The organism is Novosphingobium sp. ZN18A2 (assembly GCF_036784765.1).
Lineage (GTDB): Bacteria > Pseudomonadota > Alphaproteobacteria > Sphingomonadales > Sphingomonadaceae > Novosphingobium.
Genome location: NZ_CP136651.1, coordinates 1,411,738 through 1,435,292, shown reverse-complemented (window position 1 = coordinate 1,435,292; position 23,555 = coordinate 1,411,738). Strand labels below are relative to the sequence as shown.

Annotated in this window: 18 protein-coding genes and 1 pseudogene; 8 read left to right on the top strand and 11 right to left on the bottom strand. The window is 64.0% G+C overall.

Translation table 11 applies throughout. The annotated features are described in order from the left end of the window. Positions 1 to 15: 15 nt before the first annotated feature. The 3 genes from RXV95_RS07145 to RXV95_RS07135 form a co-directional block, all read right to left on the bottom strand. Positions 16 to 1,626, bottom strand: a complete 1,611-nt coding sequence (locus tag RXV95_RS07145) for an NAD(P)/FAD-dependent oxidoreductase (RefSeq protein ID WP_338468314.1) — start codon at positions 1,624 to 1,626, stop codon at positions 16 to 18. A gap of 31 nt (positions 1,627 to 1,657) precedes the next feature. Further along, positions 1,658 to 3,085 (bottom strand): M20/M25/M40 family metallo-hydrolase, encoded by a 1,428-nt coding sequence (locus RXV95_RS07140; protein WP_338468313.1) that lies wholly within the window; start codon positions 3,083 to 3,085, stop codon positions 1,658 to 1,660. Between the two features lie 149 nt (positions 3,086 to 3,234). Then, complete coding sequence (locus RXV95_RS07135) at positions 3,235 to 4,089, bottom strand: p-hydroxycinnamoyl CoA hydratase/lyase (protein WP_338468312.1); 855 nt, start codon at positions 4,087 to 4,089, stop codon at positions 3,235 to 3,237. Positions 4,090 to 4,221: 132 nt separating this feature from the next. On the opposite strand from RXV95_RS07135, the gene RXV95_RS07130 reads away from it, so the two are divergent. Next, a complete protein-coding gene (locus RXV95_RS07130; protein ID WP_338468311.1) occupies positions 4,222 to 4,647 on the top strand; it encodes a MarR family transcriptional regulator in 426 nt (141 codons plus the stop codon). A gap of 296 nt (positions 4,648 to 4,943) precedes the next feature. On the opposite strand, the gene RXV95_RS07125 is transcribed toward RXV95_RS07130, so the two are convergent. The 6 genes and pseudogenes from RXV95_RS07125 to RXV95_RS07100 form a co-directional block, all read right to left on the bottom strand. Beyond that, on the bottom strand, positions 4,944 to 5,978 hold the full coding sequence (locus RXV95_RS07125; RefSeq protein WP_338468310.1) for an NADPH:quinone oxidoreductase family protein: 1,035 nt from the start codon (positions 5,976 to 5,978) through the stop codon (positions 4,944 to 4,946). Then, the gene (locus RXV95_RS07120) at positions 5,975 to 7,468 is read right to left on the bottom strand and encodes an MFS transporter (protein ID WP_338468309.1); all 1,494 of its coding nucleotides are present in this window, start codon (positions 7,466 to 7,468) and stop codon (positions 5,975 to 5,977) included. The genes RXV95_RS07125 and RXV95_RS07120 overlap by 4 nt, the downstream gene beginning before the upstream one ends. Positions 7,469 to 7,519: 51 nt before the next feature. After that, positions 7,520 to 9,079: a class I adenylate-forming enzyme family protein gene (locus RXV95_RS07115; protein ID WP_338468308.1), complete on the bottom strand. Its 1,560-nt coding sequence runs from the start codon at positions 9,077 to 9,079 to the stop codon at positions 7,520 to 7,522. A gap of 10 nt (positions 9,080 to 9,089) precedes the next feature. Further along, positions 9,090 to 10,325, bottom strand: a pseudogene (locus RXV95_RS07110) (3-hydroxyacyl-CoA dehydrogenase NAD-binding domain-containing protein); the annotation flags it as partial. Between the two features lie 42 nt (positions 10,326 to 10,367). Further along, positions 10,368 to 11,594 (bottom strand): serine hydrolase domain-containing protein, encoded by a 1,227-nt coding sequence (locus RXV95_RS07105; RefSeq protein ID WP_338468524.1) that lies wholly within the window; start codon positions 11,592 to 11,594, stop codon positions 10,368 to 10,370. Positions 11,595 to 11,614: 20 nt separating this feature from the next. Continuing rightward, positions 11,615 to 12,391 (bottom strand): thioesterase family protein, encoded by a 777-nt coding sequence (locus RXV95_RS07100; protein ID WP_338468307.1) that lies wholly within the window; start codon positions 12,389 to 12,391, stop codon positions 11,615 to 11,617. Between the two features lie 299 nt (positions 12,392 to 12,690). Between RXV95_RS07100 and RXV95_RS07095 the strand changes: the two genes are divergently transcribed. The 6 genes from RXV95_RS07095 (at position 12,691) to RXV95_RS07070 (ending at position 18,668) form a co-directional block, all read left to right on the top strand. Beyond that, positions 12,691 to 13,866 (top strand): acetyl-CoA C-acyltransferase, encoded by a 1,176-nt coding sequence (locus RXV95_RS07095; RefSeq protein WP_338468305.1) that lies wholly within the window; start codon positions 12,691 to 12,693, stop codon positions 13,864 to 13,866. Next, the gene (locus RXV95_RS07090; RefSeq protein ID WP_338468304.1) at positions 13,866 to 14,438 is read left to right on the top strand and encodes a carboxymuconolactone decarboxylase family protein; all 573 of its coding nucleotides are present in this window, start codon (positions 13,866 to 13,868) and stop codon (positions 14,436 to 14,438) included. Before RXV95_RS07095 ends, RXV95_RS07090 begins: the two co-directional genes overlap by 1 nt. Positions 14,439 to 14,498: 60 nt before the next feature. Beyond that, positions 14,499 to 16,256 carry an AMP-binding protein gene (locus tag RXV95_RS07085; RefSeq protein WP_338468303.1) on the top strand — a complete coding sequence of 586 codons (1,758 nt, stop codon included), beginning with the start codon at positions 14,499 to 14,501 and terminating at the stop codon, positions 16,254 to 16,256. A gap of 8 nt (positions 16,257 to 16,264) precedes the next feature. Beyond that, complete coding sequence (locus RXV95_RS07080; RefSeq protein WP_338468302.1) at positions 16,265 to 17,515, top strand: TetR/AcrR family transcriptional regulator; 1,251 nt, start codon at positions 16,265 to 16,267, stop codon at positions 17,513 to 17,515. A 113-nt stretch (positions 17,516 to 17,628) separates the two neighbouring features. After that, on the top strand, positions 17,629 to 18,315 hold the full coding sequence (locus RXV95_RS07075; RefSeq protein WP_338468301.1) for a peroxiredoxin: 687 nt from the start codon (positions 17,629 to 17,631) through the stop codon (positions 18,313 to 18,315). Next, entirely contained in the window at positions 18,312 to 18,668 is a 357-nt protein-coding gene (locus RXV95_RS07070) for a metalloregulator ArsR/SmtB family transcription factor (RefSeq protein WP_338468300.1), read from the top strand. The genes RXV95_RS07075 and RXV95_RS07070 overlap by 4 nt, the downstream gene beginning before the upstream one ends. 9 nt (positions 18,669 to 18,677) lie before the next feature. Here the strand turns inward: RXV95_RS07070 and RXV95_RS07065 are convergent, their stop codons facing one another. Both RXV95_RS07065 and RXV95_RS07060 read right to left on the bottom strand, forming a co-directional pair. Next, positions 18,678 to 20,291, bottom strand: coding sequence for an ATP-binding cassette domain-containing protein (locus RXV95_RS07065; RefSeq protein WP_338468299.1), 1,614 nt, complete (start codon positions 20,289 to 20,291; stop codon positions 18,678 to 18,680). Next, entirely contained in the window at positions 20,288 to 21,826 is a 1,539-nt protein-coding gene (locus RXV95_RS07060; RefSeq protein ID WP_338468298.1) for an ATP-binding cassette domain-containing protein, read from the bottom strand. Before RXV95_RS07060 ends, RXV95_RS07065 begins: the two co-directional genes overlap by 4 nt. 135 nt (positions 21,827 to 21,961) lie before the next feature. On the opposite strand from RXV95_RS07060, the gene RXV95_RS07055 reads away from it, so the two are divergent. Next, the gene (locus RXV95_RS07055) at positions 21,962 to 23,545 is read left to right on the top strand and encodes a cytochrome ubiquinol oxidase subunit I (protein WP_338468523.1); all 1,584 of its coding nucleotides are present in this window, start codon (positions 21,962 to 21,964) and stop codon (positions 23,543 to 23,545) included. The last annotated feature ends 10 nt before the right edge of the window (positions 23,546 to 23,555 follow it).

The following is a 23,555-nucleotide window of genomic DNA, read 5'->3' as shown; positions in this document are numbered from 1 at the left end:
GGGTTGGAATACCGCTCAGGATCGCAGCAATTTCCTGACCAGCGGCCTGTCCGCAAGGATGGCCGCCGCCGCATTGTGCCCCGGCGCGCCCGTCACCCCGCCGCCGGGATGTGTGCCCGATCCGCACATATAAAGGCCGGCGATTGGCGAGCGGTAATCGCCATGCCCCAGCACGGGCCGCGCGGCCCAGATCTGGTCAAGGCTCATATGCCCGTGGAAGATGTCTCCGCCGACAAGGCCAAACTTGCGTTCAAGGTCCAGCGGCGAATGGATCTGCCGCGCGACGATTGCTTTCCTGAAGTTGGGTGCGTGCGCGTCGACCGTGTCCACGATCAGGTCCGCCACCTGTTCACGGCAATCGTCCCACGATTTCCCATCGGGCAGTTCGGGCGCGAACTGCTGGCAGAACAGGCTGGCGACGTGCGCACCTTCGGGCGCAAGACTGTCATCCACGGTCGAGGGGATCATCATCTCCACGATCGGCTGGCTCGACCAGCCGTGCGCCTTCGCATCGGTGAAGGCCCGGTCCATGTAATCCATGCCCGGCGCGATGACGATGCCCGCCGTGTGATGCTCTGCCTGCGCCTTTCCCGGCAGCACGGTAAAGTCCGGCAGTTCGGAAAGCGCCACGTTCATGCGGAAGGTGCCCGATCCGGTCTTGTAGCCGGCGATGCGCTTGCGGAAATCGGGTTCCAGGTCGCTGGAATCGACCATCCGGCGGAACAGCAGCGCCGGCCCGACATTGGCGGCAACGATGCGCGCGGCGATCTCTTCCCCGCTTTCGAGCCTTACGCCCGCCGCCCTGCCCCGATCGAGCAAGACGCGCTCGACCGGCGCGTCCACGCTGATCTCCACGCCCTGATCCTCGCACGCCCGCGCCATCGCCTGCGTGATCGCGCCCATTCCGCCAACCGCATGGCCCCACGCCCCCGGCTTGCCGTTCACCTCACCAAACACGTGATGCAGCAGGACATAGGCGGAGCCGGGGGTGGAAACGCCGGCATAGTTGCCCACCACCGCATCGAACGCGAAGGCGGACTTCACGCGATCGTCCTCGAACCATCCGTCAAGGAATTCGCGCGCTGACTTCGTGAACAGGTCGAGCAGGTCGCGCTGAACGGCGATGTCCAGTTTTGCCAGCGGCCAGCCCTGCCGCGCCGCCGAAAAGAGCGCTTTCAACCCGCCCGCCGGATTGGGTGGCTGCTTCAGGGCGATATCGCGCAGGACTTGCGCCACACGGTCCAGCGCCTCGTCGTATCGCGGATAGGCTGCCGCGTCCTTCGCGGAAAAGCGGGCAAACTCTGCCTTCGTGCGCTCCGTGCCCCCGCCCAGTTTCAGGTACGTGTCCTCGAACGGAAAGAAGTTGCTGATCTGCCGTTCGATCACGCGAAAACCGCGTTCATGCAATTTCATGTCCGCGATCACCTGCGGGCGCAGCAGGCTGACAGTATAGCTGGCGGTGGAATTGCGGAATCCCGGCGCGAATTCTTCGGTCACAGCCGCGCCGCCCACCACGTGGCGCCGTTCAAGCACGCGCACGCGCATTCCCGCGCGCGCAAGATAGAAGGCGCAGACAAGCCCGTTGTGCCCGCCGCCTATGATAACGGCATCATAGCGTCCCGTCACAAGCCGTCTCCGCCTTGACCGTGCCCAACCGCTATTTCGCCAGTTCGGGGATCAACGTCATGTAATATGTTAGCCCCGGTTCGATATTGGACAACGGGACGCGTTCGTTCAGGCCATGTGCGAAATCGTCCGAATCCTTGATGAAGATCGGGCTCGCGCCATAGGAATCGATCCCCTGCGCACGGAACCACATATTGTCCGACGCGCCCGAGGCCTGAACCGGAAACACGGGCACGCCGGGCCAAGCCTTGCCCATGGCCTTCTTCGCCGCCGCCAGGAAATCGGGCCGCATCGGCGATGCGGGAGACGCGATGGAGGCATCGCCGGTCGCATCGGTGACCGTGACCACAGGCATGTCCACCACGCGTTCCAGATCCTTGCGGATTTCCTCACGCGTATGGCCGGGGAAGATGCGACAATTGATATTGGCGGTCACGCTTTGCGGCAGGGCGTTCAGCGCATGGCCGCCCGATACCATCGTCGGCACGCAGGTCGTTCCCAGCTTGCCGACAATCCCCGGCTCCACGCTCAGCGTCGCGATTGCCTGCTCGTCGTGCGGGTTCGCGGCGAAGGCGCGCATCGCACCGGCGATCTTCGCATCGGGTTCGAACTTTGCCGCGTTCTCGAAATAGGTTTTCGTCACGGCGTTAAGCTCTGTGGGGAAGCGGTATGCGCCGATACGATCGAGCGCCGTCGCCATCTGGACGATGGCATTATCCGGACGCGGCATGGAACTGTGCCCGCCCGGATTGGTCACTGCCAGCGTGTAGTCGTTATAGGTCTTTTCCGCGCCGTCGAAGTTCCAGAACAGCGGCTTGCCAGTTGTCTCGTCGAATGTGCCCCCGCCGCCGTCGATGTTGATGACAAGGTCCGCCCCCTTCAATTCCTTCGCGATAATCGCGCTGGTCTTCATAGAGGTTTCCTCGTCCCCCGAAAACGCGACGACGATGGTGCGGCGCGGCTTCCAGCCGTCCTTGCGCATCTGGATCAGCGCGCTGACGGCAAGCGCGGCGCTGAATTTCATGTCGCTTGAGCCGCGACCAAACAAAAACCCGTTCTCCACGACCGGCGTAAAGGGATCGCGTTCCCAGTCGGCGGGGTCGGCCTCCACCACATCGAGGTGGCCCGAAATGACCAGCGGGGACAGCGACGGATCGCTGCCCGGCCACGTGGCGATCATATAGGCGGTATCGCCAAGCGGAACGATGCGGATATCCGCCGGGTCCCAGCCCCCGGCCACAAGCGCGTTACGAAACAGGTCGTCCACTTCGGGCGTCTTGTTTCCCTCTCCTTCCACAGACCGCAGCGCGATGGCCTTCCTGGCCAGGTCCAGCGTCTGCGCCGCCGCTGCGGGCCAGGGCGTTTTCGCTGCGGCCGGCATGGAAATCGCTGCGGCGGCCACGGAAAGGCAAAGGGCGGAAAGACGGAAGGTCATGGTGTGCGAATCCCCGGTGTTCATTTGTGATATATCGTCGCGCGCAAGCTAGCGGCGCGGCGCGCAGAGGGAAGTCGCTTTTGTAACGAAAGTGCAGGATCGAAAAAAAAGGCCGCGCCGGATTAACTCCGGCGCGGCCCGTCCAGGGTGAATTGCGTTTGGCCTGACCGGCGTCAGCGCTTGACCTTGCTGGTATCGAAGGTGCCCAGCCCCGGCTTGAAGCTCTTTTCGTCAAGGAACTGGCGCGTCGCTTCCTGACGTGCTGCCGCGCCGCCGAAGCTGTGCAGCGCTTCCTGCGAGCGGATCTGGTAATCGAGCGCGTTGTCATACGTCATGTCGACCATGCGGCGCACCGCCCACTTCGTGGCGCGAAGGGCGTGGCCGTCCTTCTTCTTCAACGCTTCACAGATTTCCAGCACGCGGGCCTTAAGTTTGTCCGCCGGAACCGCTTCGGTGATGAGGCCCTGCGCTTCGGCTTCCTTGCCCGAGAGGTTCTCACCCATCATCGCGTGGTACATCGCCTTGCGGAAGGGCATCAGTTCCTGAACCACCTTCGAAGCACCGCCGCCGGGCAGGATGCCCCAGTTGATTTCGGAAAGGCCGAACTGCGCATCGTCCGCGGCAACCGCGATGTCGCAACCGAACAGCGGACCATAGCCGCCGCCGAAGCACCAGCCGTTGATCATCGCCACGGTGGGCTTTTCGTACCAGCGCAGGCGTTCGAACCAGCCATAGGATTCACGCTGCGACTTGCGGATGGCCCATAGCCCCTGCGCTTCCGTTTCGCGGAAGTATTCCTTGAGGTCCATGCCGGCCGTCCATGCGTCACCTTCGCCGGTGAGCACCAGAACCTTCACCTCTTCGCGAAATTCCAGCTCTTCCAGAACTTTCTTCATCTGACGATTGAGCTTGGGGCTCATACAATTGCGCTTTTCGGGGCGATTGAACTTCACCCATGCGATACCGTCAGCCACCTCGTAGGCTACGGTATCCTCTTCGGCGCGATCGGTAACGGGCTTGTCGGCCATGATGGTGCTCCTTCCATGCTGCGGGAGCCGTGCCCCGGCCATTGCCGGCGCCGCAATCGACTCTCCCTTATTTGTTATGACTCATAGCAATACGGTTTGCTATGGGCAAGAACAATAGCTACGCTGCGTTCAATGAAGGACCCGCTCACCCGCCTGCCCGGATATGCCTTGCGCCGCGCCGCCAATGCGATGATCGCAGAGCTGGCCAGCCGGCTTTCGGAAATCGGGCTTCGCCACACCGATGCATCGGCCCTGATCCTGATCGATGCCAATTCGGACGTGACGGCCAGCGCACTGGGTCGCCTGCTCGATATCCAGCGCGCCAACATGGTGCCATTGGTCGGGCGGCTTGAAGCGGCGGGCCTGATAGAGCGCAAGCCGCTGGACGGGAAATCGCACTCGCTTGAATTGACGGACAAGGGGCACAGGCGCCTATCCGAAGCAAAAGCCATTATCGAACAGTTCGAAGGCGAGTTGCTGGCGCGTGTTCCCGCCGAACACCGTGCTCACCTGCTGCCCGCACTCAACGCGCTCTGGCAGCAAGATAAGCGTGGCTAGCAATGCAAGCCGCGCATTTGCGCAGTACCTAATATGCACTGAATACGCACAAAAACGTCGTTTTTGCAATGCACTTGCGCATTCGTATGCATTATTTTAGGTAATAACGATTGCAATTTTAGCAATTTACATTGTTGTTTTCGCACTTGCACAATGGTTACGATTGCGCCAAACAGACACTGCCTTTCAGGCATCCTCTCCCAAACTTTTCAAGGGCCGCCCTCGGGCGGCCCATTTTTTTGCGCGAATCCGATGGCTTGCCGATCTGGCGCCGATTCGGACGGCTCGCTCCGCCGTCACGCGTGCGGCAGAAGAACCGTGCGCCCGATCACCGTTCGATCGTGCATCGCGCCGAATGCAGTGCGCCATTCTTGCAGCGGCAGCATCCGGTCGACAAAGGGACGAATCGCGCCCTCGCCCGCAAGGCGAACGATCGTTGCCGTATCCTCGGCCCCGTGTTCGGGGATGCGGCGCGAATATTCACCCGCGCGGACGCCCACCACCGAAAAGCCCTTGATCAGCGGGATATTGGCGCGAACCGTGGGGATGCGCCCTCCGGCAAAGCCGATCACCAGCAGCCGTCCGTTGAAGGCGATGCAGCGCAGCGACTGGTCGAAGACGTCGCCGCCCACCGGATCGTAAACGATGTCCGCACCGCGCCCGCCGGTGATTTCCAGAACCTGTTCGCGAATCCCGTCTGCCGGATCGATTACGTGTTCGGGCGCGTAAAGATCGCGCACGCGTGCACGTTTCCCGGCATCCGATATCGCGGCAATCACTTTCAGCCCCAGGTGCCGCCCCAGGTCAACAGCGGCGAGCCCTACCCCGCCCGACGCACCGTGAACCAACAGCCATTCCCCGCGCACCGCCATACCGCGCCGGACCAGCGCGACCCACGCGGTAAGATAGGCGGCCCGCAACGCGGCGGCATGTGCGAAATCCAGCGTGTCGGGGATCGGCACCAGCGCATCGGCGCGATAGACGCCATAGCCCGCCAGCCCGCCGGTCTTTCCCCCGGCCATCACCCGTTGTCCAGTCGCAAGCCCCTGCACACCCTCACCCACCAAGGCGACGGTGCCCGCGGCTTCCATGCCGGGCACGAACGGCAGCGGCGGCTTCAACTGGTATTCCCCGCGTGTCATCAGCAGGTCGGGAAAGCCGATGCCCGCCGCCTCGATCCGCACAAGCACTTCGCCGGGGCCGGGGCGCGGCACGCGCATCTCTACAATATGGCAGCGGGAACAATCGTCTGACAGGCCCTGCACTTCCAGCGCCTGCATGAACGTAGGGATCTGCCCGGCTTTTGCCGGATAGGTAGCATCGTGGGTCATTCGATCACCGGTATTTCAGGTTCGCTGCCGGGCAGCGGGGAACTGTGCGAAGCGGTTTCCGCCAGCCGTTCGAGCCGTTGGCGATGTTCTGCCTCGCCGCCCAGCGGGAAACGCGACAGGACAAACAGGGCGATCACCGAGAAGACGGCCATCAGCCCGCAGTAGACGATTATCAACTGGTCCAGCACGGCCTTGTCCACCTTGCCGGGCACCGCCCCCACCGGGAAGGCAACCGCCGTTAGGATTGCGCCCGAAAGGAACAGGCCGAAGCCCGAAACACATTTCTGCATGAAAAACGACCCGGCGAAGAAGATACCCTCTCGCCGCTCCCCCGTGCGGGCCTGTGCGTCTTCCACCACATCGGCCATCATGGATGCCAGCATGATCGCAACGCCCACGCCGAAAACGATGGCAAGCGCCGTCAGCCCCATCAGCAGGGGCAGCAGGATCAGCGTGCCGTTGGCGGGCATCACGTTTGCCACCCTGCCCAGCAACGGCGCGGACGCGATGACCGGATAAATCGCCACGCACCACAGCGCCGCGCGTTTCTTGCCCATTCGCCGCGACAGGATGCGCACGAAACCGAAAGCCAGCGCCACGCCCACCAGCACCGCGACCGTATAGATCACCAGCACGTGCGATCCGAATTCCCACAGATAGGTGTTGAAATAGGTCGCCAGCGCGAACGTAAGCCCCTGGTTGGTATAGGTGCAGATGCCGGTCAGGAACAGGATCAGGAACGCCTTGTTGGAAAGCGTGCCAAGGATTTCGTGGAATGTTCGCTTTAACGGCGGGCGCACCGGCGCGGCGCGGGGCAAGTGCCTGATCTGGCGGTGGGTGCCCAGCGCGGACATCAGGATCGCGGTCGTCATCAGCGCCGCGGCGACATAGCTGTATCGCACATAGCCGTGGGGGTTTAGCTGGCCCTGCGGATATTCGGGCGTGTTTGCCAGGAAAACCGCGAAAGTCAGCAGCAGCATCCCCATGCCGCCCAGCCAGCCGAAAAGGTAGCGAAAGCCCAGCACGGACGTGCGCTCATGATAATCGGCGGTCAGTTCCGGCGCGAGTGCGCTCGACGGCACTTCATAACAACTGATGGCGGTGCGCACGAGCACGGCAACCGCAAACAGCCACCCCAGCGTTTCCGCCGTAGAACCGCCGCGCGGCGGGTTCCACAACAGCAAATAGAGCACGCCGATCGGCAGCGCGGACGCATACATGAACGGATGCCGCCGACCCCAGCGCGAATTCAGATGGTCGGAAAAGTGGCCGATAACAGGGTCGACGAAGGCGTCGAAAACCAGCGCGGCCATGATCGCCAGCCCCACCTGGTCGGCGGGCAGGCCCACGACCTGATTGTAGAACAACAGCAACAGCGTGGAAAAGCCATTGTCCTTGATCCCATAGGCGACCGAGCCGACCCCATAGGCCAGCTTCGTGCCAAGGCCGAGATGCCTTTCGCCGGGCGCGGCAGGTGCCGTCGTCGCCATTCATTCTCCCCGCGCCGCCCGTTTTGCCCGGGCGTGCGCTTGCGGTTGCGATCACGCGTTGGCGATCGGGTTGCCTCCGAACCTGTCACGCAATTCGCGCTTCAATACCTTGCCGATCTGGCTGCGCGGCAGTTCGTCCACCACGCGGATGCCGCTGATGCGCTGCGTCTTGCCCAGCGCGCTGTTCGCTTCGGCAAGAATGCTGTCCGGGTCGGCCGAAGGATCGGCCAGAACGATTATGGCAAGCGGCGTTTCGCCCCACTTGTCTGACGGAACGCCCACCACGGCGGCTTCGCGAACCGCGCTTTGGCGCGTGAGCTCGGCTTCCAGATCGGTGGGATAGATGTTGAACCCGCCCGAAATGATCATGTCCTTGGACCGGTCCATCAGGATCAGAAAGCCGTCCTCGTCAAAACGGGCAAGGTCGCCGTGGCGGATGTAGCGGCGGCCTTCCTTGTCATACCACTCCGTTTCGCGCGTCTTGCCGGGCTGGCCGTGATAGCCGTTCATCATAGCGGGTGAATGGCCCACAACCTCGCCCATTTCGCCTTGCGGAACCTCGTTGCCCGCTTCGTCGATCAGCTTGATGATGTGCCCGGCTTGCGGCTGGCCGACAGTGTGAAGCTTATCAGGATGTTCGTGCGCCAGCAGCAGGCAGGTGCCGCCGCCCTCGGTCATGCCATAGGCCTCCATCAGCCCGCCCGGCCAGCGATCGAGGATATCGCGCTTCAGCCACGCGGGAAACGGCGCGGACGTGCAGGATTTAAGCCGATAGGAGGACAGATCGAAACTGTCGAAATCGGGCAATTCCATGATCCGGCGATATTGCACCGGCACCAGCATGGCGTGCGTCACCCGCTCGCGCTCGGACAGTTGCAGGAATTTGTGCGCATCGAACTTCGGCATCAGAACAGCCTTGCCGCCGCCCGCCAGCACCGGAAGGAAACTGACCAGCGTGGTGTTGGAATAGAGCGGCGTGGAATTGATCACCACGGCATCGTCGCCATAACCGCCGGCGACCGTCCTGCGGATATGCTCATACCGCATCTGGTGGCTCTGCACGATGCCCTTGGGCGTGCCGGTCGTGCCCGATGAATAGATGATGTTGAAAGGGTCCGATGGATCGGGAACCCGCTCGACCGGCTTTGCCCCCGCAGGCTCCATCCACTGCTCGAACGGAACGCCAGGCGCGCCGTCTTCCCAGGCGACCGTCTTCACGCCGTCTGGCAATGCGTGCCCCGCAAGCTTTTCCGCGCTGGCCTTGTCCCAGAACAGCAGGCGGCTGCCGCTGTCCTTCAGCATGGCGACAAGCGCCTCCGCATTGGCCGATGTCGTCAATGGGGCCGCCACCGCGCCAGCCCGGATCGCGCCGAGGAACGTCAGCGCATAGGGCACCGAATTGGCACCGACCATCGCCACCGGCTCGTTCGCCACCACGCCGTCGCGCTGAAGCGCGGCGGCCACGCGGTCTAGCAGAACGTCCATTTCGGCCCAGCTGACCCGCCGGTCCTCGTCGGCAAGCGCGATGGCATCGCCCCGGCGCGCGGCATGGGCGCGCAGGATTTCGCTGTAGGGGATGAAATCCGCCTCGACGATTTCTTCAACCAGCATCGCGATTTCCTTAGTTGAAGGTTTCGCGGGCATCGGCCTTGCGTTTCAGCAGCGGGGCGACCGGAAGACCATGCTTTTCCAGCCCCGCCACGATCTTGCCCAGCCCTTCGTGATCGGCCCAGAACATCGGCCCTCCGGTCCATGCGGGCCAGCCATAGCCGTTGAGCCACACCGTATCGATGTCGCTCGCCCGTTGCGCGATGCCCTCCTCAAGGATCAGCGCGCCTTCCGAAATCATCGGATAGACCAGCCGTTCGAATATCTCGTCGCGGCCGATATCGCGCTGCTCGTTGCCTTGCTTCGCGGCGAAATCGGCGATGATCTTCTTTACTTCTTCCGACGGTTTGCGCTGGCGGTTTTCATCGTAGTCGTAAAAGCCCTTGCCGGTTTTCTGGCCCCAGCGGCCGACCGCGCAAAGCGCCTCGCGCACCGTTTCGATCCGCGTGGGATCGCGGTGCCAGCCGATGTCCAGCCCGGCGAGGTCGCCCATCTGGAACGGCCCCATCGGGAAGCCGAAGTCCAGCAGCACTTCGTCCACGTCCCAATAATTCGCGCCTTCCATGATCAGCTGGTTCGCCTGCTGCTGGCGCGGGCTGAGCATGCGGTTGCCGATAAAGCCGTGGCAAACGCCCGAAACCACCGGCACTTTCCCGATCTTCACCGAAAGGTCCATCACCGTGGCAAGCTGGCTGTTGCCGGTTTTTGCCCCGCGCACCACTTCCAGCAGCTTCATGATGTTGGCGGGTGAGAAAAAGTGCATGCCCAGCACCGCTTCGGGCCGCTTGGTGACGGCGGCAATCTCGTCCACGTTCAGATAGCTGGTATTGCTTGCCAGGATCGCGCCCTGCTTCACGATGCCGTCAAGCCGGGTGAACACCTCTTTCTTGACGTCCATCGATTCATAGACCGCTTCGATCACCAGGTCGCAATCGGCAAGGTCGTGGAAATCGGTGGAAGGCGTAAGACGGCCCATCGCCGCGTCGGCCAGCGCCGCGTCCATCTTGCCGCGCGACACGGTGCGGTCATAATTCTTGCGCATCACCGCAACGCCGCGGTCCAGCGGTTCCTGCTCACGCTCGACGATGGTGACGGGAATGCCCGCGGTCAGGAAGTTCATGGTGATGCCGCCGCCCATCGTTCCCGCGCCGATCACGCCGACCTTGTTGATCGGGATCAGCGGGGTATCGGCGGGAATATCGTCAACACGGGCCGCCGCCTTGCGAGCGGTCTCGATGTGCTGCTTGGCACCGGGAAGCGGATCGGACATCTTGATAAATCCTCTCGGGTATCAGGCGTAACTGTCTGTCATGGCGCCATAGATCAGCGTCTTGAGCTGACGACGGATGGGATAGGAAGATGACGGCAGAAGCTGGGTCATGAAACCCATGTGCAGCTTTTCGACCGGATCGACGAAGAACGCGGTGGAATAGATGCCGCCCCAGAAAAACTCGCCGGGCGTGCCCGGAACAAGCGTGCGCGCCGGGTCCAGCGTTATGCCGAAGCCAAGGCCGAAGCCGGTTCCCGCATTATAGGCTTCGCTGAACAGCGACTTTGACATCTCGGTCAGGTCGGCGCCGCCCGGCAGGTGATTGCGCGTCATCAGGTCCAGCGTCTTGGGCGAAACGATCCGCGCGCCGTTTGCCGCACCGCGCCCGATCAGCATCGCGCAGAAGCGGTGATAGTCGTCCAGCGTAGATAGCAGGCCGCCCCCGCCGCTTTCGAACTGCGCGGGCCTGGTCAAGTTGCTGCCGGATGCTTTCTCTATCAGCTTTGGCGGCTTGCCCGGAACATATTGCCAGGCATCGCACAGCCGGTCGGCCTTTTCCGGCGGGCAGTGGAACCCGGTGTCGATCATGCCCAGCGGTTCGAAAATGCGGGTACGGAAGAACTCGCCCAGGCTCATGCCTGAAAGGCGGGCGACAATCGTGCCGATAACGTCGGTGGAAACCGAGTAATTCCAGCTTGATGCAGGAGAGAATTCCAGCGGGATCTTTGACAGCTCTTCTAGGAAGTGATCGTTGCCCGGCAGCTTGCGATGCCCGTCCAGCGCGCCCTTGCGATAGGCGGCATCCACGTTGGTGCGATTCTGTATGCCGTATGTCAGCCCGGACATATGCGCCAGAAGATCCACCATGCGCATCTGCGCCGCGGGGCCTGCGGGCATGAAGTCCACTTCCCCGCCCCCGCCGGTATAGACGCCCAGCCGCGCGAATTCGGGGATCACGCGCGTCACCGGATCGTCAAGCGCGACCTTGCCTTCCTCTACCAGCATCATGAACGCGATCGACGTGATCGGCTTGGTCATCGAAGCGATGCGGAAGATCGTATCGTCGCGCACCGGCGTACCATCGGCGCGCGCCTGTCCGATCGAAAAGCGGTGAAAGGGCTTGCCGCCGCGCGCCAGCAGAAGCTGAGCGCAAGGCAACTTGCCCGGCGAGACATAGGCTTCGTCAACGAAGGCTCCGATCCGCGCCAGCCGGCCTTCGTCGAACCCGGCCTGTGCCGCTGAAATCATCTCGCCCATAAGCTGAATCCCTATCCGAATATCGCGACACTTTGCAGGCCGCGCATAACTTCTACCCCGTCAGCATTCCAGCACCGCAGCGTTTCGCTGCTGAAGCCGTCATCCGCGAAGTTCGACGATGTTTCCAGCAGCCACCAGCCATCGCGCGTCTGCGGATGGTCGTTGAGCAGGGTAAGCGACCAGTTGATCGAACTGATCGGGCCGCGCCGCCGCATCGTGCGCATCGATCCGGGCGGCAGCGCATCGCCAATGCCAAGCAGTTCACCGATCGGATCGAGGCCCGAACGTTCGCGGAAACGGGCCCAGCGACGCACCGTGCCGGGCCGCGAACCGCCTCTGCCTTCCGCACGGCGAAGCTCAAGCTTTCGGATGAAATGGAGGTTGTCCATCGGCGGCGGCATCTCGTCCGCGGTATCGACCGCCAAAACGCCCTCCACCCGCTGCGGCTCGACCTTCGCGTTCGGCTCTCGCGCGCTGCCGAACAGCCACAGGCAGCGATGCACGATCTGGCCATCGCAGAACATGTCGGTAACGACTTGCGAGACGTTGCGCCCCTGGCGCAGCATCGACACCGAAATATCAAGATCCTCGCCCACCGGACCCACGAAACCCACCTGCGCGCCCCGCAAGGGTGGAAGATCGGCAAACGCGCGCCGCGCTGCCGCATAAGCGATCAGCGTGGACGCGCCCCCATACATCGTGCGCCCCTGCGTCCAGCCGTCCGCGCCATGGAGCACGAATCCGCCCCCCGACGGTTCGATGCGCTTTACAAGATCACCAAGGCTCACAGCCGCATTCTCTCCCTGTCCGGACACCGTTCCGGACGCGGAGGCTCCGGCTTGTTTTCGACCATACCGTAAACTTTGAATCGAAGCAGACGCAAGCCCGGCGCAAGGTCCATAGTGACCAGCACCTGCAAATTTCCTACTTTACGTTACGGAAACCAAGGGATCGCCCGAAGCTATTTCGCCATACCGCCTTTTCGGGACGGCAATTTCGCCGTCTTGCCTGAGCCTCGCCCCGAGTCTAGAAGGTTCATGACGCCCGGCAAGCTGCCGGCCACCAGTTCCAACGGGAGAGATTTTCCATGCGCGATGCCGTTATCGTCAGTGCAGCCCGCACACCCATTGGCCGCGCCTACAAGGGCGGCTTTAACGCCACTGCCGGTGCAACGCTGGGCGCCTATTCGCTGAAGGCCGCGGTAGAGCGCGCGGGGATCGAAGGCGCCGAAGTTGATGACGTGCTGTGGGGCGCGGCACTGCAGCAGGGCAATCAGGCCGGCAATATCGCACGACAGGTGGCGCTGCGCGCGGGGCTTCCCGTCACCGTTTCGGGCATGAGCATGGACCGCCAGTGCTCTTCCGGCCTGATGAGCATTGCCACCGCATCGAAACAGGTGGTGATTGACCGAATGGACGTGGTCGCCGCGGGCGGGCAGGAATCGATCAGCCTGGTCCAGACCAAGGAAATGCGCGTCGGCCCTGACAAGTCGCTGATGGAAATGCATCCCGCGATCTACATGCCGATGCTCCAGACCGCCGAAGTCGTGGGCAAGCGGTACGGCATCACGCGCGAACAGTGCGACGAATATGCCTTCCAGTCGCAGCAGCGCACCGCCGCCGCGCAGGCAGCCGGCAAGTTCGATGACGAAATCGTCGCCTGCGATGCCACGATGGGCGTGATGAACAAGGAGACGGGCGAAGTCTCGTTCAAGGACGTGACGATCACCAGGGACGAAGGCAACCGCCCCGAAACAACGCTCGAAACGCTCGCCGCGCTCAACCCCGTTCTGGCGGACGGGATCGTCACCGCGGGCAACGCCAGCCAGCTTTCGGACGGTTCCGCCGCCGTGGTGGTGATGGAAGCGGCGCTTGCAGCGAAAAGGGGCCTTGCGCCGCTGGGCCGCTATGTCGGCATGGCCGTCGCGGGAACAGAGCCTGACGAAATGGGCATCGGCCCGGTTTTCGCCATTCCCAAGTTGCTTGAACGGTTCGACCTCAAGATCGACGACATCGGCCTTTGGGAACTGAACGAGGCCTTCGCGGTGCAGGCGCTCTATTGCCGTGACAAGCTGGGCATCGACAACGATCGGTTCAACGTTAACGGCGGGGCGATCTCCATCGGCCACCCTTATGGCATGACCGGCGCGCGCTGCACCGCGCACGCGCTGATCGAAGGCAAGCGTCGCGGCGTGAAATACGTGGTCGTCACCATGTGCGTGGGTGGCGGCATGGGCGCCGCGGGCCTGTTCGAGGTTCTCTGATGCGGCTCTCGTCTCCGCGGATCGATCCGGTCGACCTTGACCGGATCGACGCGGAACAGGCCGATGCGCTTGCCCCCGTCATGCAGCGGGGGCAGGTGCTCAACATCTTCCGCACGCTGGCGCGCGGACCGGAGGCGCTGAAAGCCTTTCTCGGCTGGGGCAGCTATACGCTGTCGCGCAAGAACAGCCTCGATGCACGGTTGCGCGAAATCGTGATCCTGCGCACCGGGTTCCTGTGCGGATCGGGTTACGAATTCACACAGCACACGCGCATCGGGCTGAATGCCGGGCTTACCGCCGAAGAAATCGAAGCGATCAAGCAAGGCCCCGATGCGCCTGGCTGGTCCGGTCTCGACCGCGCGGCGCTGACCGCGTGCGACGAACTGGTGCGCGAACATTTCATTACCGACGCAACCTGGGCCGCACTTTCGGACCTGGGCGACCGGGGCCGGATGGACCTGGTCTTCACGGTCGGACAGTACACCCAGGTATCCATGATGCTGAACACCTTCGGCGTGCAACTTGACGAAGGACAGGTGCTGGACCCGGCGCTTGACCGGCGCACGGGATGAACAACGGGGCATAAAACCGCCACGCCGCGAACGGCGGGCCGAACGAACGGGAGAGAATAGATGGGCGAACCGGCAACCGCGCCACGCGGAACGTTCGTCATCCCTGACAACTGGCCCGCAATGCGGATCGAAAAGGTGCGCGAAACGCTTTGCGCACCGGGAACCCCGTTCGAGATGGAAACGGTGGAGGTGCGCGGCGTCCCCACGCGCGTCTGGAAGAACGCCCTGCCCAGCCTTGCCGCACTTGCCGGCAAGGCGATCGAACACGGCGACCGCACGTTCCATGTGTTCGAGGACGAGCGGGTTTCGTTCGCGGACTGGCACAAGGCGGTCGCCACTCTTTCGCACGCACTTCGCGCGCGCGGGATCGGAAAGGGTGATCGTGTCGCCATCGCCATGCGCAACCTGCCCGAATGGAGCGTGTGCTTCTTCGCGGTGACCGTGCTCGGCGCCATCGCGGTGCCGCTCAACGCCTGGTGGACCGGCCCCGAACTTGCCTTCGGGCTTGAAAACAGCGGCTGCAAGGCGCTGGTCGCAGACGCCGAACGCTGGGAACGGATCGCGGACCATCGCGGCGAATGCCCGGCGCTGGAAACGGTCATTGTAACGCGCGCGGCCGGCAAGCCCGACGGGGTTACGCTGCTGGAAGACCTGATCGGGACGCCGCACGATTATGCCGCGCTTCCCGCCCGCGACCTGCCAGCCGCCGACATCGCGCCGGACGATCCGGCAACGATTTTCTACACCAGCGGCACCACCGGCAAGCCCAAGGGCGCGCTGGGCACGCATCGCAACCTTGTGACCAACATCGTCACCAGCGCCTATTCGGGGGCGCAGGCAGCCTTGCGCCGTGGCGAAGCGCCACCCGCGCCCCGGCACCGCACCGGGCTGATCGTGATCCCGCTGTTCCACGTAACCGCGTGCAGCGCCACGCTGATGGGATCGCTCTTCGCGGGCAATACGCTGGTGTTCATGCGCAAGTGGGACACGGTGAAGGCGTTCGAACTGATAGAGCGCGAGAAGGTGACGCTGACCGGCGGCGTGCCATTCATCGCCTGGCAGTTGATCGAGCATCCTGATCGCGAGGCCTACGATCTCTCGTCTCTGGAAGCGATTGCCTATGGCGGCGCGCCTTCCGCGCCCGAACTGGTGCAGGCGATATGGCAGACCTTCGGCGCCCTGCCCGGCAATGGCTGGGGCATGACCGAAACGATGGCCACCGTCACCCACCATTCCGCCGAGGACTATCTCAACCGCCCCGATTCGTGCGGGCCGGCTGCGCCCGTCGCCGACATCGAAATTCGCGCGGACGACGGCGTAACCGTTCTTCCCGCCGGGGAAGTGGGTGAATTGTGGGCGCGCGGCCCGATGATAGTCGCCGGCTACTGGAACCGACCCGAAGCCACCGCCGCAACGTTTGTCGACGGCTGGGTGCGTACCGGCGACCTTGCCCGGATCGACGCGGAAGGCTTTTGCTTCATCGTCGACCGCGCGAAGGACGTGATCATCCGTGGCGGCGAGAACATCTATTCCTCCGAAGTGGAAAACGCGCTGTACGAACATCCGGCCGTAACCGACGCCGCCCTTGTGGGCATTCCCCACAAGACTCTGGGGGAAGAGCCTGCGGCGGTGGTCTATCTCGCGCCCGGAACAAGCGCGAACGAGGACGATCTGAAGGCGTGGCTTGCCCCGCGCGTTGCCGCGTTCAAGATTCCGGTTCGGATCGTGTTCAGCAAGGCAACGCTGCCACGCAATGCTAACGGCAAGATTTTGAAGGGCGAATTGCGCAAGCTGTTCGTCAATGCAGCAACGGAATAGACATCACGATGGCGGCCACCACATCACGCGAAGATCCGGCCGAGCCCGACCGTTTCGGCCGGAAGAAGCAGGATATCGTGCGCGCCGCGACCACCCTGCTGAACGATCACGGAATCAAGGGCACCACGTTCCAGGAAGTGGCGCGGATGGTGGGGCTGAACACCAGCAGCATCACCTATTATTTCCGGCGCAAGGAACAACTGGTCCAGGCGGTCTATGACGCGACGATAGAGCGGATGTCCGCAATGGCGGACGAGGCCGGCGCGCATCCCACCCCGCGCGAACGCGTGGCGCACTGGGTGGGCATGCATATCGACCTGCGCGATTCCATTCGGCGCGGCAGCGAAGGAAGGATCGCCGTCCTTTCCGAAATGCGCACCCTGCCGGAAGATATGCTGCGCGCATTGAACGACAGCTATGTAAAGCTGTTCCGCAAGATCCGCGGCTTCTTTGGCGAACCGGAAGACGACGCGGAAAAGCGGCTGTCCACCGCACGCGCGCACATCCTGCTTGAGATCGTGTTCTGGCTGCCGGCTTGGACGCCGCTTTATTCCTCGCGCGATTTCGAACGCGTGAAAGACCGGCTGATGGACGTGATCGGGAATGGCATCGCCCTCCCCGGCAAGAACTGGCCCCCCCTGCCCCTGCCCCATTCGGAAGGCTGGCGATCGCGCACGGCGGAACAGGGGCCGCAGGCCGAGTTCCTGCGGATGGCCACGCAGATGATCAATCAGCGCGGGTACAAGGGCGCATCGGTGCAAAGCATCGCCAGCGGCCTGAACGTGACCAAGGGCAGCTTCTATCACCACCATGACGCCAAGGACGACCTGGTCCTGCAATGCTTCGAAAACAGTTACGAGCGCCTGTCCGCCGTCCAGCTTGCCGCCCTTTCGCTGGATGCGGACGGCTGGACGCGCATCGTCAGCTCGATCGCCGAACTGCTGGACCTGCAATTCCGCGATCCCACCCCGCTGTTGCGCACGGCCGCGCTCCAGGCCGTGCCGATTGAGCGGCGCAACACGGTGCTGCAACGCTCCGAACGCGTGGCGCGGCGGTTTTCGGGAATGCTGGTAGATGCCTTTGCCGAAGGTTCGATCCGCATCGTGGACCCGCTGATCGCCGCGCAAGTGCTGCTCGCAACGCTGAACGCGGCATATGAAATGCGCGGATGGTCGGAAGGCTTCGACGATCCGGCAGAGGCCGTTCGATGCTATGCCTGCTCGTTCGCCTACGGCATGTTTACTGGCGACTGCGGATAGGAACGGGCCTGCGGGGCACCTTGCGCGGCCGTCATCGCTTTTCCGTCCGGATGTCGCTTAAATCAGTTTTGCCTTAACCGTGTAAGTGTGTAAGTGTCTGCGATGGAGATCGCATGACCGAAGGGCAACCCGGAGAAATGACCGCCAGCACGTTCCAGCCGACCGACGCGCCGGCGCTGCGCATCGGCCAGCGCGCGCCCAACTTCCGCGCGCGCAGCACGCGCGGGCCGATCGAACTGGCGGAATTCCGGGGCAAATGGGTGGTGCTGTTTTCGCACCCGGCGGATTTCACGCCCGTCTGCACCAGCGAGTTCGTGGCCCTCGCCCGCGCCGAACCGCGCTTTGCCGCGCTCGATTGCCAGTTGCTTGCACTTTCGGTCGACAGCCTGTTTTCGCACCTTGCGTGGATCCGCATGATCCACGACCGTTTCAACGTGCGGGTCGATTTCCCGATTATCGAAGATCCCACGCTGGAAATCGCGCGTGCCTATGGAATGATCGGCGCGGATTCGCCCGATGCGGCCTCTGTGCGGGCGACATATTTCCTCGATCCCGACGGCGCGCTTCGCGCATCGACCTGCTATCCCTCGGAAATTGGACGCTCGGTCGACGAGATGGTGCGCATCCTCGCCGCGTTGCGGAAAACCGACAAGGGCGCGGTCCTGACGCCCGCCGACTGGCAGGACGGGGACGACCTGCTGCGCGCACCGTTGCACACCATCGACGACGTGCTGGCTTCGGAAACCGCCAGCGACTGGTTCTATGCAACCGTGCCCGACGCGGAAAAGGCCGGGAAATGAGCGGCGACGATCTTGATACCAACGCGGACCTGCTGCGCGTTCTGGGCCATACGGTCAGGCTGGAGCTACTGACCGCGCTGATCGGCGGCGAACGGTCTGTCGGCGATATAGAGGCGTCCACCGGGATTACGCAGCCCGGCCTTTCGCAGCAGCTTGCCGTGCTGCGCAAGGCGGACCTTGTCACCGCGCGCCGCGAAGCCAAGCAGGTATTCTACAGCCTGAACCGAGAGCCGTTGCAGAAGCTGCACGAATTCTGCGCCGGGCTTGTGGGCAAATCGCCCGATGCGCCGCCCACAGATCCGGTTCGCGGCACCGGCGGCGCGGCCGTTTTCGCCCGCGTGACCCGCCCTTAAGGTCAGATCCTAGGAACTTTCCCGCAACGCCTGCACATCGATGCGCCGATTTGCCAGCGCAAGTGGCGCGGCTCGGTGCGAGGCGATGACAAGCCCCGTTCCCGTGCGATCGAGCCATGCAGACAACCGCTGGACAAGCTCTGCCTCTGTCCGCGCGTCTAGACCCTCTGTCGGCTCGTCAAGCAGCAGCCACGGCCGCTCCGCCAACACGGCACGCGCCAGTGACAGCCGCTTGCGCTCTCCCCCCGAAAGCGCCACCCCGCCTTCGCCGATGCGGGTGTCCAGCCCGCCGGGAAGCGCGCGCACGCGCACGTCCAAACACGCCAGTTCCAACGCCCGCCACATCGCCGCTTCGTCCACGTGCGGGCGGGCGACGCGCAAGTTGTCGGCCACCGTCCCGATCACCACCGGCGCATCCTGCGGCGACAGGGAGAAGCCGGCCGCAATCGCGCTTGCGGGAAGCGCGGAGAGCGCGGCCCCACCCAGAGCAACGGGCAGGCTTGCCCACCTTTCTCCCGCAAGCTGTTCAAGAAGCATCGTTTTTCCGGAACCGGAAGGGCCGCATACGGCAACGCGCGCGCCCTGAGGATATAGCTGCGTGCCCAGCGTCAATGCGGCGTTCCCTTCCGTCACGACCGGTTGGACGGTGGGCGCGTCGGCATTTTCCAGCGCCAGCAGGCGACCCATGCTTTCCGCCGCGCCGGCATCCTTGATGTTCGACTGGGCGAAGGCGGCCATCGCTTCCGCCGCGCCTGCCGCCGCCAATGCGCCCAGCGCGGTCAACGCCGCGCCCGCGTCCGCCAGCATCAGCACCAGCGCCACGGCCACGCCGCCATAAAGCGCGATCACGGCCCCCAGCTTCGCTTCGGTGGCAACCAACGTGCGCCTGGCCGCGCGGAAGCGGTCTATATCGGGCGTGAGTGTCTCCGCCGCTTGCGCGACGATGCCATAGGCGGCGATTTCGGTGCGGGCGGCGGCAAGTTCCACGAAGCGGCTGCGCAACGCGCCCAGCGCGTCAGCCGCCTCGCGCGCGGCCGGGGCGGCAAGGCGCCGCGACAGCCGGGTGATCACGGGCGGCAGCGTCGCCAGAAGCACGGCAAGTGCAAGGCCCGCCAGCCAGCCCGCCAGCAGCGTCAACGCCGCGCCGGCAATCGCGCTGGCTATACTGCCCGCCAGCAACGGCCGCCGCACCACAAGGTTTTCCAGCGCATCGATATCGCCGATCAGCCGCGCACTGGCATCGCCGCCGGAAAGCGCGGGTGCGGTGCGCGTATCCTGTTCGGCAAGGCGGCGGAACAGCCCGGCACGCAGGTCCGCCATGGCCAGCAAGGCGGCGCGATGGGACAGCACACGCTCTCCGTAACGGCCAACCGTGCGCAAGATCGCCAGCAGGCGGATCAGCGCACTGGGAATCAGGTAATTGAAACCCGCCGCCACCGCTGGTCCGGCTGCCCCGGCAACGGCCGCCGCGGTAAGGAACCATCCGGAAATCGCCAGCAGCAGCACGCCGGAAATCCCGCCCGCCGCCGCGGCCAGCGCCGCCAGCCGGATGCGGGCGCGGGTTTCCGGCCCGTCCGCCAGCGCGGAGATCGCCGCGGGAATATTGCGCACCTCGCCGCTCACAGCCGCACCTCCGCTTGCGCGAGCGCGATAACCTGCGGATCGTGCGTGGCGACGACCACCGCCTTGTCTTTCGAAAGCCCGGCCACAAGCGCGGCGATTTCCCGTGCAGATGCGGCGTCCAGGTCGGCCGTCGGCTCATCCAGCAGAAGCAGCGGCCGCTGCGACAGCAAGGCGCGCGCCAGTCCGATGCGCCGCCGCTCGCCTCCCGACAGGCCGGCCCCTGTGTGGTCGATCGCCATGTCCAACCCTTGCGCTCGGCTTGCCAGCAACGGCTGCAGGCCGACGCGGCGGGCAGCGTCCTCTATCTCGACCCGCGGCGCATCGGGACGGGCGAGCGCGATGTTCTGCGCCAGTGTGGCGGGAAGCAGAAGCGGCTGTTGCGCGGCGACGGCGATCAGCGCCTTGCCGGGCGGCGGCCCACCGTCCGCGCCCGCGACCGTGCCGGCGGCGGGATCGACCAGCCCGGCAATCGCCGCCAGAACGCTGCTCTTCCCGCTTCCGGTGGGGCCGGTAAGCGCCACCATCCCGGCCCCTTCCAGCGAGAGCGAAACCGGACCGATGCGCGTGCCGGGATAGGCGATTTCAAGGTCGTTCAGCGCCAGTCCGGAAAACCGGGGGGCCGCCGCAACCGCATCGGGCGATTGCCCTTCTATCGCCTCGATCGCAGCCATCGCCGCTTCGCCCAGTTGCTTTTCGTGATAAGCCGCCGCCAACCGCCGCATCGGCAGATAGAATTCGGGCGCCATCGCCAGAACGAAGAATGCGCGCTGAAGCGTCAGCGCCTCCGGCGGGGCGAACGGAAGCAGGCCCAACAGGCTGAACCCGCAATAGACCGCCACCAATGCAATCGCCAGCGACGCGAAGAATTCCAGGATCGCACCCGAAAGGAACGCCACCTGCAAAACCGCCAGCGTCCGTTCGGCCACCGCCCGCGTTGCCACCGAGACCTGCCGCGCCATCCGGTCTTCGGCCCCGAAATGGCGGATCAGCGGCAAGTGACGCACGCGGTCCACGAAGAGCGCGGACATGGCCGACAGGGCGGAAAGCTGGCGCTCCGACGCGCGGCGCGCGGCGTGACCGGCCAGGACCATGCCGAACACGAACGGAATGAAAGTTCCAACCAGGATCAGCCCGGAAAACCAGCTGGCCGGAAAGACGAAGGCCAGAACGAACAGCGGGCCAAGCGTCGCACCAACACGCGCGGGCACGAAGCGCGTGCCATAGCCCTCAATCGCGGCGACGTGCTCTACCGCCAGCGACGCGGCCTCACCGCTCGCCAGCGGGCGCGAAAGCCGCCCGCCCAGCATGCGCGGCACAATGCGATTGCGCCACATGGCCGCCAGTGCGTCGCCATGCCGCGCGGCGATATCCTGCCCCCACAGGATCGCACCCGCCCGGATTACCGCGCCGCCCAACAATGCCACGGGCGCAAGCCATCCCACGCGCGCGCCATCCGCCAGTGCGGCAGCCGCGCTCGCGATACCGTAGGCAAACAGCGCGGCACCGGCGACATCGGCCAGGGCAGCCGCCGCCAATCCTGATTTTTTCAGTTTCATTTATCGTGTAAGTATGATGTTGACGAGCCGCTGTCACTCCCCTAAATGCGGACATATCACTCCCGCCGAGTCTATCCCAACCCAACTTTTGACCGAAGGCGCCGAGGAATCATGATCGACATGGCTGTTGTGGAGCTTTCGCGGCTCCAGTTCGCATTGACCGCGCTTTACCATTTCCTGTTCGTGCCGCTCACGCTGGGCCTCTCGTTCCTGCTCGTCATAATGGAGAGCGTCTATGTAATGACGGACAGGCCCATCTGGCGCGACATCACGCGCTTCTGGGGCAAGCTGTTCGGCATCAACTTCGTGCTGGGCGTGGCCACCGGCCTGACGATGGAATTCGAGTTCGGCACCAACTGGTCATACTATTCGCACTATGTCGGCGATATCTTCGGCGCGCCGCTGGCCATCGAAGGGCTGATGGCCTTCTTCCTTGAAGCGACGTTTGTCGGCCTGATGTTTTTCGGGTGGGAGCGCCTGACCAAGCGCCAGCACCTGTTCGCCACGTTCATGGTCGCGCTCGGCTCCAACCTCTCCGCGCTGTGGATCCTGATCGCCAACGGCTGGATGCAGCACCCGACCGGCTCTGCCTTCAATCCCGCGACGATGCGCATGGAAGTGACCAGCTTCTATGACGTTCTGTTCAACCCCGTTGCCCAGGCCAAGTTCGTTCACACGGTCAGCGCGGGATACGTGACGGCGTCGGTCTTCGTGCTGGGCGTATCGGCATACTACATGCTGAAAGGCCGCCACTGCGAGGTTGCCAAGCGCAGCTTTACGGTGGCCGCGGCCTTCGGGCTTGCCGCCTCTCTCTCGGTCGTGGTGCTGGGCGATGAAAGCGGATACGCGCTTACCGACAACCAAAAAATGAAGCTGGCCGCGATTGAGGCCGAATGGCACACCGAGCCGGCCCCCGCCGGGATCAGCATCTTCGGCCTGCCTTCGAACAGCGGCCGCGACACCAGGCTGGACGTCAAGATTCCCTATGTGCTGGGCCTGATTTCCACGCGCAGCCTGACCGGCAAGGTCGAAGGGATTACCGAACTGGTCGATACGACAAAGCAGCGCATCGCGCACGGTATCCTCGCCTATGACGCGCTGCAGACGCTGAAGAAAGACCCCGCGAACGTCCCGGCCCGCCAGACCTGGGCCGAAAGCCAGGACGATCTTGGCTATGCCCTGCTGCTGAAACGTTATGTCGCCGATCCGCGCCAGGCAACCGCCAGGGATGTGGACGCGGCGGCATGGTCCACGGTGCCCAACGTGCCCGCCCTGTTCTGGCTGTTTCGCGGCATGGCGGGGCTTGGCTTCGGCTTCATCGCGTTCTTCGCCACCGCGTTCTATTTTTCGAGCACGCGCAAGTTCAACCGCAAGTGGTTCCTGAAACTGGCGGTGCTGATTATCCCGCTGCCGTGGCTTGCCGCGGAGATCGGCTGGCTTGTTGCGGAACTGGGCCGCCAGCCCTGGGCGGTGGACGGCGTGCTGCCCACGTTCCTTGCCAATTCCAGCCTTACCGTGCCGCAGTTGTGGACCACGATCATCGGCTTCACGCTGATTTACGGCACGATGGCGGTGATAGAAGTGCGGCTGATGCTTTCGACCATCCGCCACGGTCCGGAACACGATCCGCGCCACGTGCCCAACAGCCCGGACGAGCCGCTTTCCGGCCCGGACTTCACCGCGGTTCCCGCCGAATAAGCCCAAGCGA